The sequence below is a fragment of the Candidatus Dadabacteria bacterium genome (genome assembly GCA_009840385.1).
Lineage (GTDB): Bacteria > Desulfobacterota_D > UBA1144 > Nemesobacterales > Nemesobacteraceae > Nemesobacter > Nemesobacter australis.
The window spans coordinates 43659-66550 of sequence record VXNX01000005.1 but is presented as its reverse complement, the minus strand read 5'-3'; the positions used below and the strand labels follow the sequence as shown (position 1 = coordinate 66550).

The window sequence follows — 22892 nt, the reverse complement described above, 5'->3', positions numbered from 1 at the left end:
TTATTCAGAGGAGTCAACAACCCTCAGAAGACTTGGCACGCGGTATTCCTTCTTCAAGAAATTGTCAGCCTGCTTCCTCGCCCTGAAAAGATCCATTGGACAGTCAACGTCCATCCAGTAAAGCTCGCCGATATCCAAGGGCTTGATCTTATATCCCTTGCTTATAAGCCTGTGTATCGAGGATATATACCATTTCCCCTCAGCTCCGGGATTCCTCATTTCCTCTTCAACCGCTCTTTTCAGCAGCTCAACCCCCGTATCCCTGAATACTCTTATGCCGACCGACTCGGCCGAAGCTTCACCGTTTGATATTTCCTTGCTGATCTTTGTGATCCTGCTGTCGTCGACAACCACCTTCATGTCTTCCCTCTCGTAGCGAGGCCTCTTTTTTATGGGAAGACAGATCTTCTCATCCCTTACCGAAAGCGCCTTGTCCAAAACCCCTATCTCGTAGACGTCGTCTCCGTTCATGACCACCAGATCTTCATCAAATTCGCTTCTGGCTATCCACAGAGACACAAGACTGTTTGTGGACTGGTAAAAAGGATTGTAAAGAGTGTTGATCCTCATTCCCAAGCCGTCGTAGCTTCTCAGGAAATCCTCCACTCTCTCGAAACCGAAACCCACGACAATAACGACTTCGTTTATGCCGCAGTCCCTTATAAGGTTTATCTGGTGCTCAAGTATGGATATGTTCCCAATATCAAGAAGACATTTGGGCTTGTCGTGAGTGTAGGGATATAGCCTAGTTCCCCTTCCCGCTGCGAGTATTATAGCTTTCATAAATCAGATTTCTTAAATAGACGGCCATACGCCGGTAGAATCGCGAAGTGCAAACCATAGGCTCAGTGAAAAGCACTAAGCACAACGCTTCACTTCTCCAACACCCTCTGGAATCCTAATGTAACTACAGGAGCTAGGTATGTCAAACACGCTCTCAATCGGCAAAGTCTTACGTGGATTCTGCCCGGAATACGGGAGAGTTACCCGTCGGTCGCAAGTTTTAGACCGTTAATCCCGGATTTTATGCTGATTATATTGTTCATCTCATCCACGTATATAAGCTTGGGTCTGTGTGTCTTGCTCTGTTCTTCATCATAGATTGCAAAATCCGCTATTATAAGGCAGTCGCCTTTCCTCGCAAGATGTGCAGCCGCACCGTTTACACAGACCGTGTTTGAACCTCTTAGGCCTTCAATCACGTAAGTCGAAAAACGGTGACCATTGGTCAAATTGAAAATGTGAACCTCTTCATAGGGAAACAGATCCGCCGCGTCCATGAGATTCCTATCAAGCGTAAGACTCCCCTCGTAATCTAGTTCGGCATCGGTAACCGTAACTCTGTGTATCTTGGATTTCAGGAGTACTCTTTGCATTACCAACCTCTTAAAGCACAGTATTATCGATAAGCCTAGTATCGCCCACCCTAACGGCTAAGGCCACCAGATCGCCTTCCACAACTCTGTGCCGGAGCTCAAGGGTTTCTGGGTCTCTTATCTCAATATAATCAATATCATTAATTTGTGCCATGCGCAATACCCGATTCGCCTCGCTAAGCAGAATTCTGCAATCATCGCAACCGCTTTTGAATTTCTCCCCGACCTCGCGCAGGGCTTTGTTTACCGCAGCCGCCCTGATTCTCTGTTCAGCACTCAGATAAGCGTTTCTTGAACTCATCGCAAGTCCATCCGGTTCTCGTATTATAGGCATTTCCACTATTTCAATGTCCATATCGAAATCCCGCACCATTTTCTGGATGATCTTAAGCTGCTGGTAATCCTTTCTTCCGAACACCGCAAAATCCGGGCGGACAACGTTAAAAAGCTTAAGTACAACCGTTGCCACCCCGTCAAAATGCCCCGGCCTGAAAGGACCACAGAGACAATTCCCGAGATTTCCCACTGAAACCGTGGTTTCAAAGCCGCCGGGGTAAATATCGCTTACATCCGGATAAAACAGGTAGTCTACGCCACAATGCTCAAGTTTCTTTATATCGCCTTCATAGTCCCTTTCATAACGGTCGAAGTCCTCACCGGGTCCGAACTGCGTGGGATTGACGAAAATACTTGCGACCGTCACATCCGCTCTTTCCACCGCCTTCTCAATGAGACTGATATGCCCTTGGTGCAGAGCTCCCATAGTGGGAACAAAGCCTAGTTTTTTACGTGCTTTCTTGCAGGCATCGGAAACCTCCTTCATCTCGTAAGGGCGGTTAAGCACGGAAAGCGACTCTGCGCTATCCATAAGAGTGCTCCTGCGAGGGGAACGTTCCCTTTTTTACGTCTTCCACGTATTTCTTCGTCGAATCGGAGATTGTCTCCGCGACCTCCGCGTATTTTTTGACGAACTTGGGAAGCGGCTCCGGCGTGAGTCCTATCATGTCGTTTACAACAAGCACCTGTCCATCGCAATCCGCCCCAGAACCTATTCCGACAGTCGGTATCTCAAGACTCTCGGTGATGTCTCCGGCCACTGCCGACAGAACGCTTTCAATAACTATCATGAAAGCGCCTGCCTGCTCACAGGACTTGGCAAGATTCAAAAGCTCCTCGCGTTCACCCGAAAGACATCCCTGCACTTTGTAACCACCCATTACGTGAACGGACTGGGGACAAAGCCCTATATGGGCAACAACGGGAATCCCGGCCTTCTGGATGCGATACACGGTATCAACGTACTCCTCGTTAATCTCGAGCTTGACTGACTCCGCTTGTCCTTCTTTTAAAAGCCTTCCGGCGCTCTCTATGGCATCTTCGGGGGATTTCTGATAGGAAAGAAAGGGCATATCCGAGCACAAATGTGCCCGCGCCACACCCCTTGAAACAATTTTCGTGTGATAAATCATCTCATCAAGCGTAACGGAAAGCGTATCTTCAAGACCCTGAACCACGTTGCCGAGAGAATCCCCGACCAAGACCACGTCAACTCCCGCCGCATCCACTATCGCGGCGACTGTAGCGTCATACGCCGTTATCATGGCGATTTTCTCGCCACTCTCTTTCATTTTGCGAAAATCAGTTGTTCTCAGCTTCTTCATCATTCGACTCTATCTCTTTTTCGAAACCGCGGGGAATCACTCAACATATATTCTGGCTGAGTATCCCCGCTTTCTCAAAACTACGCGAAGCGTCTCGGCGTCTTTCCTTTTCTTGAATCTGCCCACCCTCACCCTGTAATAAGTATCCCCCTCAAAGGCAAAAGATTCCACTCTCACCTCCTCGTCCGTGACACGCGAGAGCTTTCTTTTGAGTTCATTAGCCCCCGCCTTGCTTCGAAAAGAGCCGGCCTGGACTGTGTAGAGAGAGACGAAAAGACTTTCTGACCTTTCAGAGGGCGTCGACAATACCTCTATTTTTACCTCCGCAACACCACTTCTGATAAGTCCGATGGACTTCGCGGCCGCGTATGAGAGATCTATCACCCTGTCCCCTATGTAAGGACCCCTGTCATTTATCCTGACCTTTACCTGCCTGCCATTCTCGCGATTGGTAACACGTACGACGGTACCAAAAGGAAGCTCCTTGTGCGCCGCAGTGTAGGCATTTCTGTTGAATACCTCGCCACTTGCGGACCTCTTGCCATGTTCCTTGTCCCCATACCAGGAAGCCTTGCCGTACTGTATGGTATCCGTCGACTTTGGCCGATGAAAATCCCGGCTTTCCCACCTCGGGAGACCTGAAGAAAAAGAGCAACCGACCGCAAAAAACGCTAGCAAAACAGCAAATCTGATCCAGATCATAAGATTTTATTTTACCATAACGGATTCTCTAGAAGACACTGACATGCTGGAAATACCCGTTCCACCAGCCGCAATCTTGAGATTATAAGCGGTTATAATAAAATACTGCCAGCAAAAAACAGGCAGACACCTATGGACCGGCCGCAATATAATTTCTCCCTCATAAACCGACTTCCCCCTTATGTGCTCGGCGTAGTCAACGAACTCAAGCACCAGGCGCGCGCCAGAGGGGAAGATATAATTGACCTCGGTATGGGAAACCCCGATCAGGCCACGCCAGACCATATAGTGGAGAAGCTCCGCGAAGCGGTTAGGGAGCCCAGAAACCACAGGTACTCCACTTCCGCCGGACTGCCCAAGCTTCGTCTGGCCATAACCGACTGGTACAAAAGAAAGTACGACGTTGACCTTGATCCGGATTCAGAAGCCGTCGTTACCATAGGTTCAAAGGAAGGCATATCCCATCTGATGCTTTCAATACTATCCCCGGGAGATATGGCGATAGTTCCCGATCCCACCTATCCCATACACACCTACTCTGTAATAATAGCGAGGGGAGACACCCACAGTTGTCCGATGGGGGAGAAAGAAGACCTGATACTCTCTATAGAAAAGGCGATAAAGCAAGTGTGGCCGAAACCCAAGGTGCTCATTCTTTCCTTCCCCAACAATCCGACCACACAAGTCATGGATCTTGATTTCTTCGAGAAAGTCTGTGACCTGGCGCGAGAAACGGGTCTTACGGTGATACATGACCTTGCCTACTCGGAGCTGTGTTACGACGGGTACAAGGCCCCGAGCATAATGCAGGTAAAGGGGGCCAAAGACATCGCGGTAGAGTTCTACTCCCTCTCCAAAACCTACAACATGCCCGGCTGGCGGGTCGGTTTCATGGTGGGGAACCCGGAAATCGTCTCGGCGCTCAAAAGGATAAAAAGCTATCTTGACTACGGAATATTCCAGCCGATACAGATAGCCGCGATCACGGCTCTTAACGGACCCCAGGAGTATGTAGACAGTATAAGGGAAACCTACAGGTCAAGAAGAGACAAATTGATCGAGTCATTCGCAAGGGCCGGATGGGAAATCCCGAAACCGAAGGCAACGATGTTCGTATGGGCGCAGATACCTGAGGAGTTCGCAGAAATGGGGTCGCTTGAATTCTCGAAACTGCTCATAGAAAAATCAAAAGTCGCCGTTTCCCCGGGAGTGGGTTTCGGAAACTACGGAGAAGGCTTCGTAAGGCTCGCACTTGTTGAAAACGAGAACAGAATAACTCAGGCAGCAAGGGGCGTGAGAAAACTTTTTCAGGACTTCCACGGTTAGATTGCTAAAAAGCCTGCCCTATGCTTATAAAAATCTTGAACCTTTCGTTCCTCTCCTCTCCGTCGGGGTTTAGAAGGTAGCCGAAATCCGCTCTGATCGGCCCGATTATCGTATTGTACCTCAATCCCGCGCCGGCCGCGTACTTTAGGTCAAAAGCACTGAAACCGAAGCTATCCGAATAAACATTTCCGTAATCGAAGAAAATCACCCCCCCGAGCCTACTAAAAAGCCCGAAGCGGATTTCGGCGTTGCCCACGACCATGGAGTTGCCCCCAAGAGGATCCCGGTCCGGATTAAGAGGACTCAGATGCTGAAATGAGTAACCCCTCATGCTCGCGCTGCCCCCGGCGAAAAACCTCTTGAAAATCGGCACGTCAAACATTTCGGTATCCCCGATCGTGCTTATGTTTCCAATCGTAAGCCTTTTCCCCAGAACTATTCCGGAAACATTTTTGTAATACCTCAACTCGGCAAGGAATTTCAGGTAATCGGTACGGTTGGAACTGATAATCTGAAGTGGCTTCTCCATGAACAAAAACAGCCGCATTCCCCTGGTAGGATTTATGAGGCTGTCAGTCAGATCATACTCAACTCCCAGATCAAGAAGCGTTATGAACACGCTGTCACGGGCACTTTCAATCGGTGTTCTCAGCACCTGAGACTCTATATCCGCATATACAACGTTTATGGAGCTGAAAACCGTAAGATGGTCAAAAAATTCCTTGGACGCGGTGCTGTTAAAATCGAAACTCAAGCCTTCGTAACCCGGAAAATCATCTCTTCTCACATCAAGCAGAAAAGCGAGGCTGGAATTTTTGCCGATCAGGTGAGGCTTATCGAGTTCAGCCATCAAACCGCGCGTCAGGGATGAATAACTGGAAGTAACCTGGAGGGTCTTTCCGCCGTTGAGAAAATTCCTCTGGTTCCAGGACAGCTGCGCCCTCAGATTGTCCTCCGTAGCATACCCCACACCGAACTTTATCGTTCCGAGTTTCCTCTCCGTGACGCTGTATGTCGTCTGAACCTCAAGTTTCTCCTCGTCGTAATCAGTATCCACTATGACGGAATTAAAAAGTCCCGTTTCAAAAATATTCGCCCGTGATTTCTGGGTTCTCGAGAGGGAAAACAGATCTCCTTTTTCATGCTCTATCTCACGCTCAAGAAGTCTGGTGGCAATATTGGAATTCCCCTTGAATATCACGTCGCCGAAATAATATTCCCGACCCGGATCAATGATAAATTCAACATTAACCTCTCTGCTCCTCAGGCTTACAATCGCTTCGGATTTTACATCCGCCAAAGGATAGCCCCCTTCGGAAAACAGTTCCGTGATAAGAACTTTTGATTTCTGGTAGTTTATCTGCGAAAAGGGTTTCCCCTCCTCAAGAAGGATCACCTTGGCGACATCGGAGACGTAATCGTCCGGTTCGTCCCCGAGAACCATTACGCTCAGAGTCTTCACTATTACTGGGTCTCCCTGGTCCACGGTTATTTCTATATCAACCTTTCGGTCTCCATCCCGGAAATCCAGGGTATGGGTTACGGTCGAGCCGTAATAGCCATGTTCCCTTAGAACCTGTTCTATTCTTTTTATATCGTCCTCAAGAAATTGCTCGTTGAATTCGGGGGGATCTTTCCAGAATTTTCTCGAGGGAAAAGGTGTAATCATAGCATCCTTTATCTTCTCGACTTTTATATCCTTTAGCCCCTTTATCTTGATTCCGGAAATAAATACCGTTTCGTCTCTCTCCGATTCCTGGGCTATAACTCCCTGGGGCAGGGAGAAAAACGCAAGAAGAAAAAGAAGCCCTGAAAGAAAAAAAACAAAGTGCCTAGGCACGCAGGGAAATTCACACGGAAAGCATCTGTGGTCAGAAAAAGAAGATATGGTACGATCCATTTCCATTAATGTTAACAAGGGCGCACCAATTTTAACAAGGGGATACTGAAAAAATCTCGACAGGGCTGGAAAGAGATGCGGGTCCTTATAGTTGGGCGGAAATAATAACCAGATTTACACAGAATCACACTTTCCACGACCTAAGACCCATAAACCGTCGCCGGAATTGCCGCGAGCACACCGCCCAGAAGTCAGTAATTCGAAGACAGAGAGAAAGGACAAGACCGCTTATACATAACGCGGTAATATGATATTATTTTCCCCGAGGTCACTAAGCCATGGAACTTTTACTGCTTTTGCTGTTTGTTCTCTTCGGATTCTTCGCCGGGACATATATACTGGGAACTTTCTTCTCCCTAGTTTTTATGCAGTTGCCGGAGACTTTCAGGTCAAGAGCCAGCGGGAGTCCTGAAGTGTCGGTGCAGAGGCTTGTTCATCTAATTTTGGAAACGGTAGGGTGGTTTTTGCTTCTAATCTCGCTTATATTCCTGGTAGATAAGTACCTCGCCGGCTATCAGAAGCTTTTTCTGTGCGGCATATACGTAGCGTTGGCTTTTCACATAGGGACGCTGCTGAATCTTTACGGAAGACCCTCGTAAAGGGAAAAACAAGAAAAAACCGCTTCGCTTTTTCGCACCGCGCTACCACGAGCGTGCTCTCGGGCTCCCATAAGCGGTCAATAGTTCGCGGCACGCCACAAAACCTGAAGGACAGACCGCTTTTTCACTGACTAGCGCTTTTCCCGCGCTGAAAAGTTGCCATCAATAAACATCTCCTTGGCAGGGTCTCCTGGAATTTCCCTGCGTTTGCGGTGCAGGTCCTTTGCCGTTTTTTTCTGCAGGATAGGTTTATGAACGTATTCAATTTCTATCGTTTTTTTCTGAGAGTTAAGGCTCGCGAGTATGACCGTGTCCGAAATATCCCATGACAGCACCTCGTAAGAGAACATCTTCTCCCGCTTAAAAGTGTCGCCGAGAGCACCTTTAAGGTCATCTATGAGTTCGTTCTTTGCGGATGCAAAACGGTTCTCATCCTCAAAACTGAATAAAATGGAGCTTGACATTAGCTTGTCTTTATAAAATTCAAGTCGGGTTTCATGGCCCGGCGGAGGATCAAGAGTAACCCCAGCGACAGAACCGCCCAGAACGACTCTCCAGAGATCATTTGAATATTTGCGGTCGGATACAATCTTGAGTTCTGAAAACTCAACCAGATTAAGAGCGTCTTCTCTTGAAATCCCGAATTCAAAACCGTGAGGAATCCTTAGATTCATCTGGCTTCCCTCAGCAGAGAAAGGAAGTAAAAAGCAAACCGAAAAAACAAGCGTCAGCCAGATTCTCACGTAATACATAAGCTTTTCCTTTGATATAAATCGCCAAACCCGTGGTATACTTTGGGACTTGTGATTCTAACCGTTTTATACAAGCTTGTTAAACGCAATGCACTGACACTTAAATGGAAACGATAATAGGAGTAATCGGAGCCGCGAACGCAACCGAGGAAGAGAAAAGGGCTTCGGAAGAGGTCGGAGTTCTGATTGCCAGAAAAAAATGTTTTCTGCTCTGCGGCGGGATGGGGGGAGTTATGGAAGCCGCGTGCCGGGGAGCGAAATCAGCCGGGGGCACAACAATCGGGATTCTACCCGGTCCGGAGGCTTCCTCGGCCAACAGGTTCATCGACATACCCATAGTCACGGGAATGGGAGAAGCAAGAAACGTGATAGTGGCGAAGTCGAGCCATTCGATAATCGCCGTCGGAGGCAGTTTCGGCACCCTGTCGGAAATATCGTTCGCGCTTAAGTCCGGAATTCCCGTCATCGGGCTTGACACCTGGGATGTCTCTAAGAGAATTATCAGGTGTAAAACCCCCCAAGAAGCAGTTCAAGCGGCCTTTGAGTTATCGTCTCAGGGGAAAAAAGCCGGATGAAAGTCTCACAGACATCCAGATGGAAAGAAAAATGTCACTTGAAGAAATCGAAAACCATATAAGACGCGTTCCTGACTTTCCGAGCAAGGGGATACTTTTTTATGACATAACCACGCTCGTAAAAAACGCCGAAGCTTTTCAAAAGTCTGTGAACATGATGGCGGAAATGCTCACGGGCAAGGAGATAACCTCTTTGGTCGCACCCGAGAGCCGGGGTTTCATCTTCGCCTCCGCCCTATCCTATAAGCTTGGAAAAGGGCTGATCCTGGTTAGAAAACCGGGCAAGCTGCCAAGCACAACTGCAAGCGTTTCATATGACCTTGAATATGGAGAGGATGTCTTGGAAATTCACAAAGACTCTATAAACGGGCAAAGCAGGGTAGTAATCGTTGACGATCTTCTAGCCACGGGGGGAACTGCACAAGGCACCGGACGCCTAGTGGAAGAGCTGGGCGGGAGCGTCGCGGGATACCTTTTCCTTGTAGAACTCACGGGGCTCAAGGGGGCTGAAGCGCTTTCTCCGCATCCAGTCTGGTCCCTGCTTAAAATGCCGGGGTAAAAATTGAAAAGAATAAAAGTCGCAGTCAGTTCGAACGAAGACAATTCCTATGAAATCCTGATCGGCCAGAATCTTCTGGGCCGGATTGCCAGTGATCTAGCCGAGGCCAAAATAGCTCATTCCCACGCCTTGGTAACCGATTCAAACGTGGCAGAGCTCTACGGAGGGAACCTTCTCCAAGACCTTGAGGAGGCACTCTCGGAAGTCAGAATGATTGCTTTTCCGGCGGGGGAACAGAGCAAGACCAGGAAAATCAAGTCCTTCATAGAAGACAGGATGCTCGAATCGGGATTCGGCAGGGATTCTTCGGTCATAGCACTCGGCGGAGGAGTAGTGGGGGACATTGCGGGATTCGTGGCCGCCACTTACATGAGAGGGGTTCCCTGCGTTCAGGTTCCCACCAGTCTGGTCGCCTGCGTTGATAGCTCGGTTGGAGGAAAAACCGCCGTAGACACCCCTCACGGGAAAAACCTCATCGGTGCCTTTTATCAGCCGTGGCGCGTGTACGTTGACACAGACACCCTTAAAACCCTCGGGCCGAATCAGCTCGCAGAAGGACTGGCCGAGATAATAAAGTACGGCGTAATAAAAAGCGAGAATCTTTTCTGTTACCTAGAAGAGAACATCGAAAAGATCTACGAGTTTGACGACGCGGCACTGCTTGAGGTAATAGAGGAAAGCTGCAGGATCAAGGCAGAAGTGGTCGAAAAGGATGAAAAAGAACAGAACCTGCGGAAAATCCTGAATTTCGGACACACCGTAGGCCACGCAATCGAGCAGCTCTCCGACTATACAATCTCCCATGGAGAGGCAATCTCGGCAGGAATGGTAATTGAGGGAAAAATCGCTCTAGGTAAAACGGGTTGGAGCGCGCAAGAGCAGCAAAGGCTCACCGGCCTCTTTAAGAGGGCAGGGCTTCCTACAGAACCTCCTAGCGATGTAAGCGTCGGGAAAATAATCGACGTTATGAAAATCGACAAGAAAGCCAGAAAAGGCAAAATAGAAATGTCGCTCCCCGAACGCATAGGGAGGATGAAAAAACAGGGGGGAAGTTACGGAATAAAGATCGGGGAGCAAGCCATAACTTCTGCTTTTAAGTCCTGATCCGGAAAATGAACTTAACCAACTCCGCCGTGGATATCTCCTTATTTTCGTTTCCGATCACAAGAGAAGACATCTTCGGCAACCGAAACCCCCTAGTGCTTGAAATCGGCTTTGGAGAAGGGGAATTTCTCATAGACGCGGCGCAGTGCGACAGAAGCAGAAACTACCTAGGTCTTGAAATCAAGGGGGGAAGGTTCCGCAAAGCGGTGCGGGCGGCGGAAAAACTCTCTCTCGAAAACTTAAGATTCGTCCATGTCGAAGCTGAAATCGCACTCAGACAGGTTTTCAGAGAAAAAATGTTCGATCTTGTCTTGGTAAACTTCCCCGACCCCTGGCCGAAGAAAAAACACTCAAAACACAGAATGTTTAACCGGGAATTCATAGGCTGCCTAGCAAAAGTACTTATGGGAAGCGGAAGAGCGGTAATAAAGACCGATCAGCTCAGTTACATCAAGCAGATAGTATCTGAGTTCGAAAGAAGCGGCCTATTTCGTCCGGCTTACCCTTCACCCGGCTTTATCGAGGCTAGAACAGGAGAAACCGAAACGAAGTTTGAAAAGCATTTCAGGGAAGCCTCGCAAAAGATATTCAGTGCCATTTTTCTAAACCTTCCCTAGAAAACAAGCTCAATACGTCAATATATAAAGACATCGTAATTGACATTAAGAATGTTCTATGTATTAAGTTTCCCCGTTCCGCACAAAACATGGAGGTTTTTTAAATGATAGTAGTAATGAAGCAAAAGGCGACCAAGGAAGAGATAGACAAGGTCAAATCCATTATAAAGGAACTTGGCTATTCGCCGCATCCGATCGAAGGAATTCTCAGGACTGTCATCGGAGTGGTTGGAGATGAGAGAGGAAAGCCACATGATCTCGACGTTCTCAAGCAGCTCCAAGGAGTCGAAAAGGTCGTTCCTGTGCTTCAGCCCTACAAGCTTACAAGCAGGGAAGTAAACGATGAAACCTCCGTTTTCAATGTGAAAGACATTGCAGTAGGAGACAAAAGAATCCCCATAATCGCAGGACCGTGCTCGGTTGAAAGCGAAGAACAGATAATGACAATCGCGGCTTCCATAAAAGATTCGGGGGCGTCAATGCTAAGAGGCGGGGCGTTTAAGCCCAGAACTTCCCCCTATTCTTTCCAGGGTCTTGGAAAAGAGGGACTGGAACTCCTCGTCAAGGCAAAAGAAATGACGGGACTGCCCATAGTGACCGAAATAATGAGCCCGGACGATCTTGAACTGGTCGAGGAATACGCGGATGTGCTTCAGATCGGAGCGAGAAATTCCCAGAACTACTCGCTTTTAAGACATGTCGGCAAGTCAAAAAAGGCCGTCTTGTTAAAACGGGGGATGTCAACAACTATAAACGAGTTTCTCATGTGCGCAGAATATATACTGTCGGAGGGCAACAGCAATGTAATGCTCTGCGAACGGGGGATAAGAACTTTTGAGACTGCGACCAGAAACACCTTCGACCTGAATGCAATCCCGGTACTCAAGGAAAAGACCCATCTGCCTGTTTTCGCCGACCCCAGCCATGGAACCGGCTACTGGCAGTACGTAATCCCGGTAACTTTAGCTTCAATAGCCGCCGGAGCGGACGGAGTAATAGTCGAGGTTCACAACAACCCGGAGGTCGCCGTCAGTGACGGAGCTCAGTCGCTTAAACCAAAAACATTTAAAAACCTGATGGAAAAAGCTGCTCCCGTTGCCGAAGCCATCGGAAGAACCATCTAGGAATTCTTGGTTCAGGATGAAATCAGCACTCTTCTTCCGCTGAGAGTCAGTTTCCCCTCGCAGAAAAGCCTTATGGCTTCGGGTAATATCCTGTATTCTTGGGCGTGGACTTTCTCAAGCAGAGTCTCCTCCGTATCTTCCTCCGTAATCGGGACAGCCGCCTGAAGAATAATCGGACCCGCGTCAACCTCTTCTCCCACGAAATGGACTGTGCAGCCGGTCTGCTTCACGCCGTAGTCGAGCGCCTGTTTTACCGAGTTTGTTCCTGGAAAAGAAGGGAGTAAGGAAGGATGAATATTGATGATACGGTCTTTGAAGCGGTCTATGAAATAAGGTGTGAATATCCTCATGAATCCGGCAAGCACGACAAGTCCTATGTCGTACCTGTCGATTCTCGTAACTATCTGTCTTTCAAACTCTTCCCTTGACTCAAAATCTCTGCTGTTTACCAGTTCTAAGGGAATACCGTGTTTCCTGGCCCTCTCAATTGCCATGACTCCCGGAGTATCGCAGACAACCACGGCTATGTTTGCGGATTCAATACCGGAATCTATTACCGCCTGAAGATTTGTTCCGCTTCCGGAAACAAACACGGCAACATTTATCTTTGACATTGCAGACTCTGGAAACTTGAGAAAACAAGGAAAGAAAAAAAGGGCAGCTACCTACTTTCCCACTCCTGAAAGGAGCAGTATCATCGGCCTATAAGGACTTAACTTCCGGGTTCGGGATGGGACCGGGTGCTTCCCCTTCAGCATAGCCACCCTAGACTTGGAAAATTACCATCGGAAAAAATAATGTCAAGCTGGAATATCAGTCGTTGTTAAAACCCCTTATGGGAAGAGCTCTTCCAAATCTTTTGAGCTTCTTAATGGCCTTCACCTCAATCTGCCTTATTCTCTCGCGTGTAACATTTAGTTTTTTTCCTATTTCTTCAAGTGTGTATTCCTTGTCTTCATCTATACCGAAACGCATTTTGACGACTCCTTCCTCCCCGTTACTGAGGTTGGTACAGAGCGCATTGCGCATAATCCGGTTTAGTTCCTTAGTTTCGAGCATGTCAAGCGGAGAAGTGGAGGCCGGATCCGAGATAATATCCATAAGCCTGCAGTCATCCTCGCCAATCGGGGATTCGAGAGAGATCGGGTCGCGCGAGACCTTCATGATTTTCATGACCTTATCAAGAGACATATCCATTGCTTCGGCTATCTCTTCGGGTCTGGGCTCCCTCCCCAATTTCTGCATTAGGGATCTTGAAACCTTGTTGAGCCTGTTTATGTTTTCGGTCATGTGAACCGGAATTCTTATGAGACTTCCCTGATCAGCTATCGCGCGCGTAATGGCCTGCTTTATCCACCATGTCGCGCAGGTTGAGAACTTGTATCCCATTCCATGTTCGAATTTTTCAACCGCTTTCATCAACCCCATATTGCCTTCCTGAACCAGATCAAGAAACGGCAGCCCCCTGTTAACGTATTTTCTCGCAATGCTGACTACGAGCCTAAGATTGCACTCTATAAGTTTTTTTCTGGCTTTTTTGGTAGCTTTCTTTGCCTTCTCGAACCTTCCAAGCACCTTTTTAAGCGAAGCAATTTCCTCTTCGGAATATTCAGATTTCGAGCCGTTGCCAATCGCATCGCCCGAACCATTCATCACGCAATCACATTCTCCGCTTTCGACTCTGTTCACATACTCAACGGCCAGACTGTATATCCTGCTTGCCTGTGCCGAGGAAAAATCGATTTCGTCAAGTAGCTCTACAGTCCGCTCGTTATTTTTTCTGATTTTCCTTGAGATCTTAGCCTTGTCGTTATCTGAAAGCTTCGGATTGCCGAGCTTATTTCTCAGTTCCTCGGTCTCGGCAAATAGCTCTCTGATCGGAAGGAAGTTTTTTACAGAATTGCTATATGCTTCGCCGTTAACTGAGGATTCCACATCCTCGCCTTGGTAGGAGACGTCGCCTGCTCCGAGCGTTCCCTCTTTGATCTCTTCTTCGAGTTTGAGAACCTTTTTCATCATGAAAGGGTTCTCTATTATCATTCTCGCGATTATTTTTTTGCCTTTCTCAATCTGTCTTGCTATCTCAACTTCTTCCTCCTTCGAAAGGAGGGAATGCTGTGCAATAGCGAGAATGTATGATCTTATAGGATCCTGTTCGGAGTCCTGACTCTTTGTGTTTTTGAGCTTGTCTTCCGTTTGAGAATCAGCGGGGACGTTCTGAAAACCCTGTGCGGATTCAGAAAATTCACTCTCGTCCTGAGTGTCAACTTCATCCCCTAACCCGTTAGCTTGGTCGTTTGGGTTCAACTGACAGTTCCTCTTATGGCTTTTTCCATGCTCACCAGATCCCTGTATTTCTCAACAAGTTCTCTTTCGAGACTTTTGTCCGAGGAGTCGCGCTGCTTGCGGATTCTATCTATTACTTCGTTGCGCTTAAAAGCTATATCTCTCAGTTCAAGCTCCCTCACACAGTCGTTTAATATTTTCTCCGAAGTCGTCTCGTCTATCAAATCATCCGAAGAAAAAATCAACTCACTCAGCAACTGCTGCATTTCGATTTCTTCAAAAGAACTCATCAGGGAGGAGATTTCGGTAAACTCCCCTTCACCCACACGTTTGAGAATAACCTTTAAATCACCATTTTCAAAATGCTTTTCGATATTTTCTATTTTTTCGGCGCTGAGCAGTCCAGGAAATTTAAGCAGTATTCTCACAATTTCTCTCTCGTGAATGCTCTTCTCCGGAACCAGAGCTACAGGCGCAAGCGACCCACGGTTTTTCCCTGGGTCCGGGCTTTTTACCAGAGAAAGGAACTCAGACTCCCTTATCCCGAAAACACCGGTCGCCCTGGAGACTGCCTCGGCCCTTCGGACCGGGTCTTTTATTTTTGAGACCATATCCGCGAGAAACCTGATCGACTCTCCGGAAGAAATTTTCTTTTCCCTGTATCTTGTGAAAGTATCGTCAATAATGAAATCAGAGACATCGACGGCGTCCTCAATCAGTTCACCGAGACTTTCCGGACCGTGCAGTCCCAGGTAATCATCTGGATCAAGGCCGTCGGGAATCCTGCAGATGCTCGAAGAAATTCCCTGTTCCAGAAGAATTTCGCCGGCCCGGACAGCAGAACGTATCCCCGCAGCATCACCGTCGTAAACAATCACTACCTCTTGGCAGAAACGCCGCAGAAGTCTGGCGTGTTCATTCGTAAAGGCCGTTCCCAAGGTGGCAACTACGTTGCGTATTCCGTTTGCGTAGAGCTTAATGAAATCCATGTAGCCCTCAACCAAAACGGCTTTCCGCTTTCTTCCGATCTCATTTTTCGAGTGGTAAAGTCCGTACAGGACATTCTTTTTATCAAAAACCGGGGATTCGGGAGAATTCATGTATTTCGGCTGTCCCGGCCCGTCTTCGCCCAGAATTCTGCCGCCAAAACCGCAAATTCGTCCCGTTATCTCGTTTATTGGAAAAATAATCCTGTTTCTAAACCGGTCGTAGTGCCCGCTTCCGCTCTCCCTCGCAACAACAAGACCAAGTTCCTCAAGCTCCCCGATACCAATACTGTTTCTGGAAGCAAATTTCATTAGGGCATCCCAGCTGTCGGGGACGAAGCCAAGTTTGAATTCCTTTATTACTTTCGAAGTGACTCCCCTTGATTCAAGGTACTCTCTGGCTTGAGCGGAGTTTTTCCTTGAGGCCAGAAGATTTTGGCTGTAAAACGAAGAGACAAGGGAATTTATCTCAAAGAATCTCCCCGCGGCAGCCTCTTTTTTTCTCGCGCTTTTAGTGCGCGGGCGCGGGGCCGGAAGCCTGACTCCGGCTTTTGCCGCAAGTTCCTTCAAGGCTTCGCGGAAGCCTATATTGCTGTACCTCATCAGGAAGCCGAACACATCCCCTCCGGCTCCGCAGCTGAAGCAGTGGAAAAAGCCCTTCTCATCATTTACGTGCATGGAAGGATTATTGTCGTCGTGGAACGGGCAAAGCCCGATATAATTTTTCCCAGATTTTTTAAGGGAAACAAAGCCCTGTATAATGTCCACTATACTGAGCCTTGCCTTTATGTCCGCTATCGCTGATGTGGAAGAAGAACTCTTCATTCAAAGCGACTTGATCGGGGGGGCTTCGGAAATAACTTCTGGTGAAAACCGCGCAAACTAGGAAAATTATCTTCTTTTTCTGCTTGAACTGCGCTTTTTGGCGGCAAACAGCTTCTTTTTTTTCTTTTCGCTCGGTTTTTCGTAGTATTCTCTCTTCCTTACTTCAGAAAGAACCCCACCCTTCTCAACCTGTTTCTTAAACCTTTTTAGGGCACTATCAATACTTTCGCTGCTACCTACTGTTATTCCTGGCAAAAAACTAAAACCTCCATCCTCAGGGGAGAGAAGAGCTTAAAGGATACAAAAAGCGTTGTCAAATTACCCTCGCTGGCTTCCCCACACTGATCATTTCGATGGCTTTTCCACGGGCGGGAACTTTCCGACCATCTCCCGGTTCTTTTTTATTTCTTCCTCGATTTTTCGAGCGTTTCTCTTCTCAAATTCATGGTCGTACGGTTCTTGGGAAACTCTCTGCTCCTCAAGTCTGCGACTCCACGAGTCCCGCCTGTTTCTGATCTCATCCACAAGTCCCATGACAATCCTCTTTCAGGTTTCTCCTCCGCAACCGTTCAGTTCAAAGCGGTTGTCGATATCTTCATGAATTCCACTTTTCCCTCAACTTTGGGCATGTACTCAGCAAGGACGTCTATCGTCTCCGGATAAGGATGGCCTATGCCCACGGCCATACCGTTTTTCTCGGCTATCCTTACCAGCCGGTCAAGCTGCTCTATGGTGTATTCCCTGCCCCTCCCACTTTGGTCAATAAATACATCCCTTTTAAGAGTCTTTACTCCAAGCTGCTTCGCTACGCTGTATCCACGGGAGTTCGAGGTCGTAAGGCTGTCAACGAAATAAAGATCCCTGGCTTTTAACTCCTTCATAACTGTTCTCACAGGCTCTTCATTTTCCATGAATTTGGAACCCATATGGTTGTTGACCCCGGCAACATTGGGGACGGCCATGATGTTTCTTCTAAGCTCCTCCCTTATCTGGTCTATGGAGAAGCCGAGAAGCAAAACTCCCTCTCCCGCGTCATCGGCCGTGTAGCCTGAAGAATACTTGGGTTCCATGGGAAGGTGGAGAATCACGTCCTTTCCTCCGCGATAAGCGGCACGCGCAGCGTAGCGGGAATGGGAAAGATGGGGAAGCACAGCCAAGTTAAGCGGCTGCTTGATCCTGAGGAGCCTGTCAATCGCTTCTTTGTCACCTCCTAAGTCATCTATTATGAGAATGACTCCGGGACGCCTGGGCTCTTTCTCCGCGGTCTTATCCGACACCGTTGGCGCAACTTCACGGGGGGACCATTCGTCAATAAACTTCCCGACATACCGGAGGCCGAAAATCGAAAAAGCGAAGAAGAAAAGCAGAACCAAAACTGCGTGGGAAAGCCTTGCAGTGTTCTTTTTAGCGCCGCTTCTTCCGGCAGACGGTTTTTTCTTCGTTCGTCTCTTCTGACTCAAGGCTTCTGGTTCCTCACATGCGTTTTATGGTTTCGAGCGCTCTTGCAAGTTGCGGGTCGGAGGAAGGATCCTTCTCGCCACCTTCAACAAAGATATCAGGTTCTATTCCCTTGTCATCTATCAGAATCCCACTCGGAGTGAGAAGTCTCGCCGTGGTTATCTTCACTCCCGTTTCCCCGGAGAGTTCTATTACGGACTGGACCGATCCCTTTCCGAATGTTCTTGTACCGACTATCTTTGCCCTGCCGCTGTCTTTAAGAGCTCCGGCCAGAACCTCAGAAGCGCTAGCACTTCCCTGGTTCACGATCACGGCAACGTGATCGGTCGGTATCTCCATCCCCTCTCTGGCAAAATATTCCTTTGAAGTCCGCTCAGACCTTCCCTTCACGTTGAGGATAAGTCCTTTGTCGATGAACATGTCACAAAGCGCGAGCGCCTGCTCAAGCAGCCCTCCAGGGTTGTTTCTCAGGTCAAGGACAAGTCCTCCGAGCTTCGCGCCGTTTTCCTCTTCAAGCCCCCTGTAGGAGCTGAGGAACTCATCTGCGGAGTCCCTGTGGAACTGCGAGAGCTTTATATATCCTATGTCTTTTTCAACCAGCCTGGATTCAACGCTTCTGAGCTTCACCATGCGTCTTGTAATGGTGAATTCATGGTCTTCCTCCTTGGTTCCTTCCCTTCTCACGACGATGTTAACTTTAGTTCCCTCTCTACCCCTTATGCGCTCCAAGGCGTCAACTATGTTGGTTTTCTCGGTGCTCTCTCCGTCTATCGAGACGATTACGTCTCCCGATTTCACGCCGGCTTCCTGCGCCGGACCCCCCTCAATCGGAGATATAACAGTCAGAAACCCGTCGCGCACGGTAATCTCAACTCCTATACCTTCAAATTCCCCCATCGTGCCTATCTCAAGATTCCTCAGCCCCTCAGATGAGAGATAAACCGAATAGGGATCAAGAGAATCAAACATGCCCTTTATAGCGCTTCGGGCCAGCTGCTCAGAGGAGACCTCTTCCACATAGTTTTTTTCTATGAGATTAAGTGCTTTTGCAAAGTCCGAGAGACCCCTGTACGTGTCTTCTTTTGCGAGAAGTGGAGTTGAAAGAAGAAAAGCCGGAACTAATGCGCATACTATGAAAAAAAAGCGGAATTTTCTCATTACGACCTACGTTTTCGGTAGTTTACCTGAAAGGGAATTTTTTTGGATAAAGCGAATAAAGCAGAGATTTTGCCCTTGATGAAAAAGGGGAAATAAGATAGGTTTACGGCAGATCGGTTCACTCATATGTCCACACTTTTTACTGGAATAATATCAAGATTTGTCAAAAGCTGTGTTTCCGACCTTCCCGAAGTATCCCGGGAATGGATTCCGCTGAAAAAGGCCCTTTTTTACCTAGGGGTTCTTTTTGTATACCCGGTCGCCCTGATCGTGGCCATGGTGGTATTCTTTACGGTCGTTCTGATCGCATATCCCGTTTCTTATCTCTACGGGGCAGCGAATTAGAACGACGGTCGTTGGCAAAGCTCGCGGACAGTGTCTTGCAATGCAGAAAAACCATGATACCCCCATACCGGGTCCTATTCCCCGGCACGTTGTCATAATAATGGACGGCAACGGAAGATGGGCGCGGCGTAAGAATCTTGACAGGCTGATCGGTCACAGGGAAGGAATAAAATCGGCAAGATCCGTGGTCCGGGCCGCGCGTGAAATCGGAATAGAGTACGTAACCCTTTATGCGTTTTCTGCCCAGAACTGGAAAAGACCGGGAAAAGAGGTTCTCGCACTGATGGATCTCTTAAGGAATTACCTCTCAAGCGAAGGCGAAAAGCTGCTTGCGCAGAACACGAGACTGAACGCAATCGGCAACCTCTCGAACCTCCCGCCGGACATACGCAAGCTCCTCGGGCGCGTGATGAAAATGACGGAGAAATGCGACTCCCTGACCATAACACTGGCGCTCAGCTACGGGGGCAGAGAGGAAATAATTAACGCCGTGAACAGCATAATCGCGGAGGGGAAGAAAAAAACGGTGACCGAGGAGGATTTCCAGGAATATCTCTATACTTCCCGTCTGCCGGAACCGGACCTGCTCATAAGAACCGGGGGAGAGATGAGACTTTCCAACTTTCTTCTCTGGCAGCTTGCCTATGCCGAAATATACGTCACTAAGACGCTCTGGCCGAATTTCAGAAGAAGGCACCTGCTAAAGGCCATCGCCAATTACCGTAACAGGGAAAGAAGATTCGGCCTGACGGGAGAGCAGATACGGGAGAAAGGGCGCTAGATTGAAGAAAATCTCCATACTCGGATCAACCGGTTCGATCGGATCTCAGACACTCGAGATAGTACGAAGATTCCCGGAGAGGTTCGAGGTCACGGGCATTTGCGCGGGAAAAAACATTGATCTTCTGGCGGAACAAGTAGCGGAGTTTGCTCCTAAGATAGTATCTGTCGCACGAAAGGAAGACTCGGAGCGACTCAGGGAAATCGCCAGTCCGAAAACACAGATACATTACGGAAACGAAGGAAACATAGCGGTTGCGACGGAAGGGGATTGCGATCTGGTAATATCCTCCATGGTCGGTTTCCCAGGTCTTCTGCCTACCCTCTCCGCAATACGGGCCGGAAGAGATGTGGCAATAGCGAACAAGGAATCCCTAGTGGTCGCCGGAGGTCTTCTCATTTCCGAGGCAAGAAACCAAGACGTCACCCTACTTCCCGTGGACAGCGAACACAGCGCCATTTTCCAGACTCTTCTGGAGAGAGACCGCGAATTTCTCAAGCGGATCATTATAACAGCATCGGGCGGACCATTTCGCAAAACTCCGAGGGAAGATCTGGAAAAAGTCACGGTTGCCGACGCGCTTTGCCATCCCACGTGGAAAATGGGAGATAAAATAACCATAGATTCGGCAACGCTGATGAATAAAGGATTTGAGATTATAGAGGCTAGGTGGTTTTTTGACATGCCCCCCGAGAAAATATCGATCTGGGTACATCCCCAGAGTATAGTGCATTCAATCCTTGAGTATGTTGACGGCTCGTTTATAACCCATCTTTCCGCTTCGGACATGAAAATACCGATAGCCTGCGCGCTTTCCTACCCCCAGAGGCTTGATCTTGGCCACTCCGCTGTCTCGCCGGACGACCTCTCGGACATTACGTTTGAGAGACTTGATACCGATAAATTCGAGGCTCCTGCGATAGCGGTTGAATGTCTCAGGATGGGAGGCACCTACCCCACCGTGCTAAACGCGGCAAACGAAGTTGCCGTAAACGCGTTTCTTGGCGAAAGAATAAAATTCACCGACATAATCCCGATCGTAAGGGAAACTCTTGAGCGTCACGACAAACTTGACTCGGGGTGTCTTGACAATATATTAGAGGCGGACAGGTGGTCTAGAAGTGCTGCCGGTTCGGTAATGGAGAGCCTTCTTTCTTAGCTATGGTCACAATCCTTGCTTTTATCTTCGTAATAGGAATTCTCGTCTTCTTTCACGAGTTGGGACATTTTCTGCTCGCGAAAAGGAGCAATATCAGGGTTGAGAAGTTCTCTCTGGGCTTCGGCCCCAAACTCGTTTCTTTCGTAAGAGGTGAAACGGAATATCTAGTCTCGGCCCTCCCCCTCGGCGGGTACGTCAAGATGTACGGCGAGGGCAAGGAGAACAACATAATTGTCGAGAGAGTCTCGGACACGGAATCGCCACTTGCCTCAGGGGACAGAATCACGGGAATAAAGGGATTCAGACTTGAGGAATACGCAAGCTGGGAAAAACTTCTCTACGCCCTGAAATCAGACCCGAACCAAGAAAAAGAACTTGAAGTTGAAAGAGACGGAAAAATCTACACTTTACCGGTCAACCGCTCGGCCCTTTATGAAATAGAAGCCTATTACGAGAAGGACTACCAAAGGGGATTTTCCGGCAAGTCTCTTACCGACAGGTTCTTGGTGGTCATAGCAGGGCCTGCCATGAATTTCATAATTCCCTTTTTCTTCATGCCTCTTGTGTTCATGTTCGGAATAAGCGTCTCCGGTTATCTGGAGGACCCTCCGGACATAACCTACGTGAAGAAAGATTCCCCAGCCCATCTCTCAGGATTTGCCGCGGGCGACAGGATACTGAGCATAAACGGAAAAGAGGTGAAAAACTGGAAAGACGTAAACATTGCCGTCCACTCAAACCCCGATTCGTTGCTTGAATTCAGGGTGAGAACCGGAAGCGAAACCAGAACTCTCACGCTCTTCGCGGAAGCCGGCTCCGACGGCAGGGTAGAGACCGGATTTGCAAGACCCATAGCCGCGAACATAGAGCAGGTATCAGAGGGACGTCCCGCCTGGAGAGCGGGAATACGCCCGGGAGACAAGATAAAGGCGATAGACGGCGTAGAAGTTACGGACTGGAACCATATGTCGGACATAATAGCTGAGAGCGGGGGCAAGGAACTTGATTTTACGGTCGAGCGTGGAGGAGAGAAAATAAATTTTCGTCTGGCGGCGGAAATGGAAAAAGGCGTCGGGCGCTACATAGTCGGCATTACTCCCAGTACGGACAGCGTGCTCAAGAAATACGGTTTTTTCGAATCGCTTCGCAAGGGGATAGCCGAAGCGGCTCGCATGACGGTTGAGATTACCATTCTTTTCTTCGGATTTCTGTTCAAGCTCGTAACCGGGAAAATAGCGCTTGCCACTGCAGGTAAAACGGTCGCAGGGCCCCTTCTCATAGCAAAGGTATCAGGAGACGTAGCCCAAAGCGGTATATCGAATCTCCTTCAGTTCACCTCTCTTATAAGCATAAATCTTGCGTTAATAAACCTCCTCCCCATACCAATGCTTGACGGAGGACACCTGCTTTATCTGGGCATTGAGAAGATAAAGAGAAAGCCTCTTAGCGTGAAAACCCTTGAGATAACCCAGAGAATAGGGTTTTCCTTCCTTATTTTCATCATGGCCGCAGCCTTGTATAACGACATTCTCAGGATGCGCGGAGACATATTCTCGCAGTTTGGCAAAATTCTTGATCTTTTCCGGTAAAATTAACCAT

General features: G+C 48.4%; 25 protein-coding genes and 1 rRNA gene. 11 read left to right on the top strand and 15 right to left on the bottom strand.

Going from position 1 to position 22892, the window contains the following annotated elements; all coding sequences use genetic code 11:
• From F4X55_01775 to F4X55_01755, 5 genes are all read right to left on the bottom strand, one after another.
• Window positions 1-783, bottom strand: a complete 783-nt coding sequence (locus tag F4X55_01775; GenBank protein ID MYC39739.1) for a phosphocholine cytidylyltransferase family protein — start codon at window positions 781-783, stop codon at window positions 1-3.
• A 200-nt stretch (window positions 784-983) separates the two neighbouring features.
• Window positions 984-1376 carry an aspartate 1-decarboxylase gene (locus F4X55_01770; GenBank protein ID MYC39738.1) on the bottom strand — a complete coding sequence of 131 codons (393 nt, stop codon included), beginning with the start codon at window positions 1374-1376 and terminating at the stop codon, window positions 984-986.
• A 10-nt stretch (window positions 1377-1386) separates the two neighbouring features.
• The gene (locus F4X55_01765; GenBank protein ID MYC39737.1) at window positions 1387-2244 is read right to left on the bottom strand and encodes a pantoate--beta-alanine ligase; all 858 of its coding nucleotides are present in this window, start codon (window positions 2242-2244) and stop codon (window positions 1387-1389) included.
• Window positions 2237-3040, bottom strand: coding sequence for a 3-methyl-2-oxobutanoate hydroxymethyltransferase (gene panB / locus F4X55_01760; protein ID MYC39736.1), 804 nt, complete (start codon window positions 3038-3040; stop codon window positions 2237-2239). Before panB ends, F4X55_01765 begins: the two co-directional genes overlap by 8 nt.
• A 33-nt stretch (window positions 3041-3073) precedes the next feature.
• Window positions 3074-3739 carry a septal ring lytic transglycosylase RlpA family protein gene (locus tag F4X55_01755; protein MYC39735.1) on the bottom strand — a complete coding sequence of 222 codons (666 nt, stop codon included), beginning with the start codon at window positions 3737-3739 and terminating at the stop codon, window positions 3074-3076.
• Window positions 3740-3871: 132 nt separating this feature from the next.
• Here F4X55_01755 and F4X55_01750 point away from each other — a divergent pair, with 132 nt between their 5' ends.
• A complete protein-coding gene (locus F4X55_01750) occupies window positions 3872-5065 on the top strand; it encodes an aminotransferase class I/II-fold pyridoxal phosphate-dependent enzyme (protein ID MYC39734.1) in 1194 nt (397 codons plus the stop codon).
• Between the two features lie 4 nt (window positions 5066-5069).
• On the opposite strand, the gene F4X55_01745 is transcribed toward F4X55_01750, so the two are convergent.
• Window positions 5070-6971, bottom strand: coding sequence for a BamA/TamA family outer membrane protein (locus F4X55_01745; GenBank protein MYC39733.1), 1902 nt, complete (start codon window positions 6969-6971; stop codon window positions 5070-5072).
• Window positions 6972-7243: 272 nt separating this feature from the next.
• Between F4X55_01745 and F4X55_01740 the strand changes: the two genes are divergently transcribed.
• Window positions 7244-7564, top strand: coding sequence for a hypothetical protein (locus F4X55_01740; protein ID MYC39732.1), 321 nt, complete (start codon window positions 7244-7246; stop codon window positions 7562-7564).
• A 131-nt stretch (window positions 7565-7695) separates the two neighbouring features.
• On the opposite strand, the gene F4X55_01735 is transcribed toward F4X55_01740, so the two are convergent.
• Entirely contained in the window at window positions 7696-8316 is a 621-nt protein-coding gene (locus tag F4X55_01735) for a hypothetical protein (GenBank protein ID MYC39731.1), read from the bottom strand.
• A 104-nt stretch (window positions 8317-8420) separates the two neighbouring features.
• Between F4X55_01735 and F4X55_01730 the strand changes: the two genes are divergently transcribed.
• From F4X55_01730 to aroF, 5 genes are all read left to right on the top strand, one after another.
• Window positions 8421-8891, top strand: coding sequence for a TIGR00725 family protein (locus F4X55_01730; GenBank protein ID MYC39730.1), 471 nt, complete (start codon window positions 8421-8423; stop codon window positions 8889-8891).
• A gap of 31 nt (window positions 8892-8922) precedes the next feature.
• Window positions 8923-9450 carry an adenine phosphoribosyltransferase gene (locus F4X55_01725; protein MYC39729.1) on the top strand — a complete coding sequence of 176 codons (528 nt, stop codon included), beginning with the start codon at window positions 8923-8925 and terminating at the stop codon, window positions 9448-9450.
• A gap of 3 nt (window positions 9451-9453) precedes the next feature.
• Complete coding sequence (gene aroB, locus F4X55_01720; GenBank protein MYC39728.1) at window positions 9454-10554, top strand: 3-dehydroquinate synthase; 1101 nt, start codon at window positions 9454-9456, stop codon at window positions 10552-10554.
• Window positions 10555-10562: 8 nt separating this feature from the next.
• On the top strand, window positions 10563-11171 hold the full coding sequence (trmB, locus tag F4X55_01715; protein MYC39727.1) for a tRNA (guanosine(46)-N7)-methyltransferase TrmB: 609 nt from the start codon (window positions 10563-10565) through the stop codon (window positions 11169-11171).
• Window positions 11172-11275: 104 nt separating this feature from the next.
• Window positions 11276-12295, top strand: coding sequence for a 3-deoxy-7-phosphoheptulonate synthase (aroF, locus tag F4X55_01710; protein ID MYC39726.1), 1020 nt, complete (start codon window positions 11276-11278; stop codon window positions 12293-12295).
• 11 nt (window positions 12296-12306) lie between these two features.
• Here the strand turns inward: aroF and F4X55_01705 are convergent, their stop codons facing one another.
• The 8 genes from F4X55_01705 to F4X55_01670 all read right to left on the bottom strand — a co-directional run bounded on the left by F4X55_01705 (window position 12307) and on the right by F4X55_01670 (window position 19008).
• Window positions 12307-12909: a phosphoribosylglycinamide formyltransferase gene (locus tag F4X55_01705; protein MYC39725.1), complete on the bottom strand. Its 603-nt coding sequence runs from the start codon at window positions 12907-12909 to the stop codon at window positions 12307-12309.
• A gap of 38 nt (window positions 12910-12947) precedes the next feature.
• Window positions 12948-13063 (bottom strand): 5S ribosomal RNA (rrf, locus tag F4X55_01700).
• Window positions 13064-13108: 45 nt separating this feature from the next.
• Window positions 13109-14602: a sigma-70 family RNA polymerase sigma factor gene (locus tag F4X55_01695; protein ID MYC39724.1), complete on the bottom strand. Its 1494-nt coding sequence runs from the start codon at window positions 14600-14602 to the stop codon at window positions 13109-13111.
• Complete coding sequence (locus F4X55_01690) at window positions 14599-16392, bottom strand: DNA primase (protein ID MYC39723.1); 1794 nt, start codon at window positions 16390-16392, stop codon at window positions 14599-14601. Before F4X55_01690 ends, F4X55_01695 begins: the two co-directional genes overlap by 4 nt.
• Window positions 16393-16458: 66 nt before the next feature.
• Complete coding sequence (locus F4X55_01685; GenBank protein ID MYC39722.1) at window positions 16459-16647, bottom strand: 30S ribosomal protein S21; 189 nt, start codon at window positions 16645-16647, stop codon at window positions 16459-16461.
• A 90-nt stretch (window positions 16648-16737) separates the two neighbouring features.
• Window positions 16738-16926, bottom strand: a complete 189-nt coding sequence (locus F4X55_01680; GenBank protein ID MYC39721.1) for a hypothetical protein — start codon at window positions 16924-16926, stop codon at window positions 16738-16740.
• Between the two features lie 35 nt (window positions 16927-16961).
• Entirely contained in the window at window positions 16962-17852 is an 891-nt protein-coding gene (locus F4X55_01675) for a divergent polysaccharide deacetylase family protein (GenBank protein ID MYC39720.1), read from the bottom strand.
• 13 nt (window positions 17853-17865) lie between these two features.
• A complete protein-coding gene (locus F4X55_01670) occupies window positions 17866-19008 on the bottom strand; it encodes a S41 family peptidase (protein ID MYC39719.1) in 1143 nt (380 codons plus the stop codon).
• A 126-nt stretch (window positions 19009-19134) separates the two neighbouring features.
• Between F4X55_01670 and F4X55_01665 the strand changes: the two genes are divergently transcribed.
• Genes F4X55_01665 through rseP form a run of 4 tightly spaced genes read left to right on the top strand, consistent with a single transcriptional unit; the run spans window position 19135 to window position 22882 of the window.
• Window positions 19135-19353 (top strand): hypothetical protein, encoded by a 219-nt coding sequence (locus F4X55_01665; protein ID MYC39718.1) that lies wholly within the window; start codon window positions 19135-19137, stop codon window positions 19351-19353.
• A gap of 40 nt (window positions 19354-19393) precedes the next feature.
• Complete coding sequence (gene uppS, locus F4X55_01660; GenBank protein MYC39717.1) at window positions 19394-20134, top strand: di-trans,poly-cis-decaprenylcistransferase; 741 nt, start codon at window positions 19394-19396, stop codon at window positions 20132-20134.
• 1 nt (window position 20135) lies between these two features.
• A complete protein-coding gene (locus tag F4X55_01655; GenBank protein MYC39716.1) occupies window positions 20136-21293 on the top strand; it encodes a 1-deoxy-D-xylulose-5-phosphate reductoisomerase in 1158 nt (385 codons plus the stop codon).
• Window positions 21294-21295: 2 nt separating this feature from the next.
• Window positions 21296-22882 carry an RIP metalloprotease RseP gene (rseP, locus tag F4X55_01650; protein ID MYC39715.1) on the top strand — a complete coding sequence of 529 codons (1587 nt, stop codon included), beginning with the start codon at window positions 21296-21298 and terminating at the stop codon, window positions 22880-22882.
• Window positions 22883-22892: the final 10 nt, after the last annotated feature.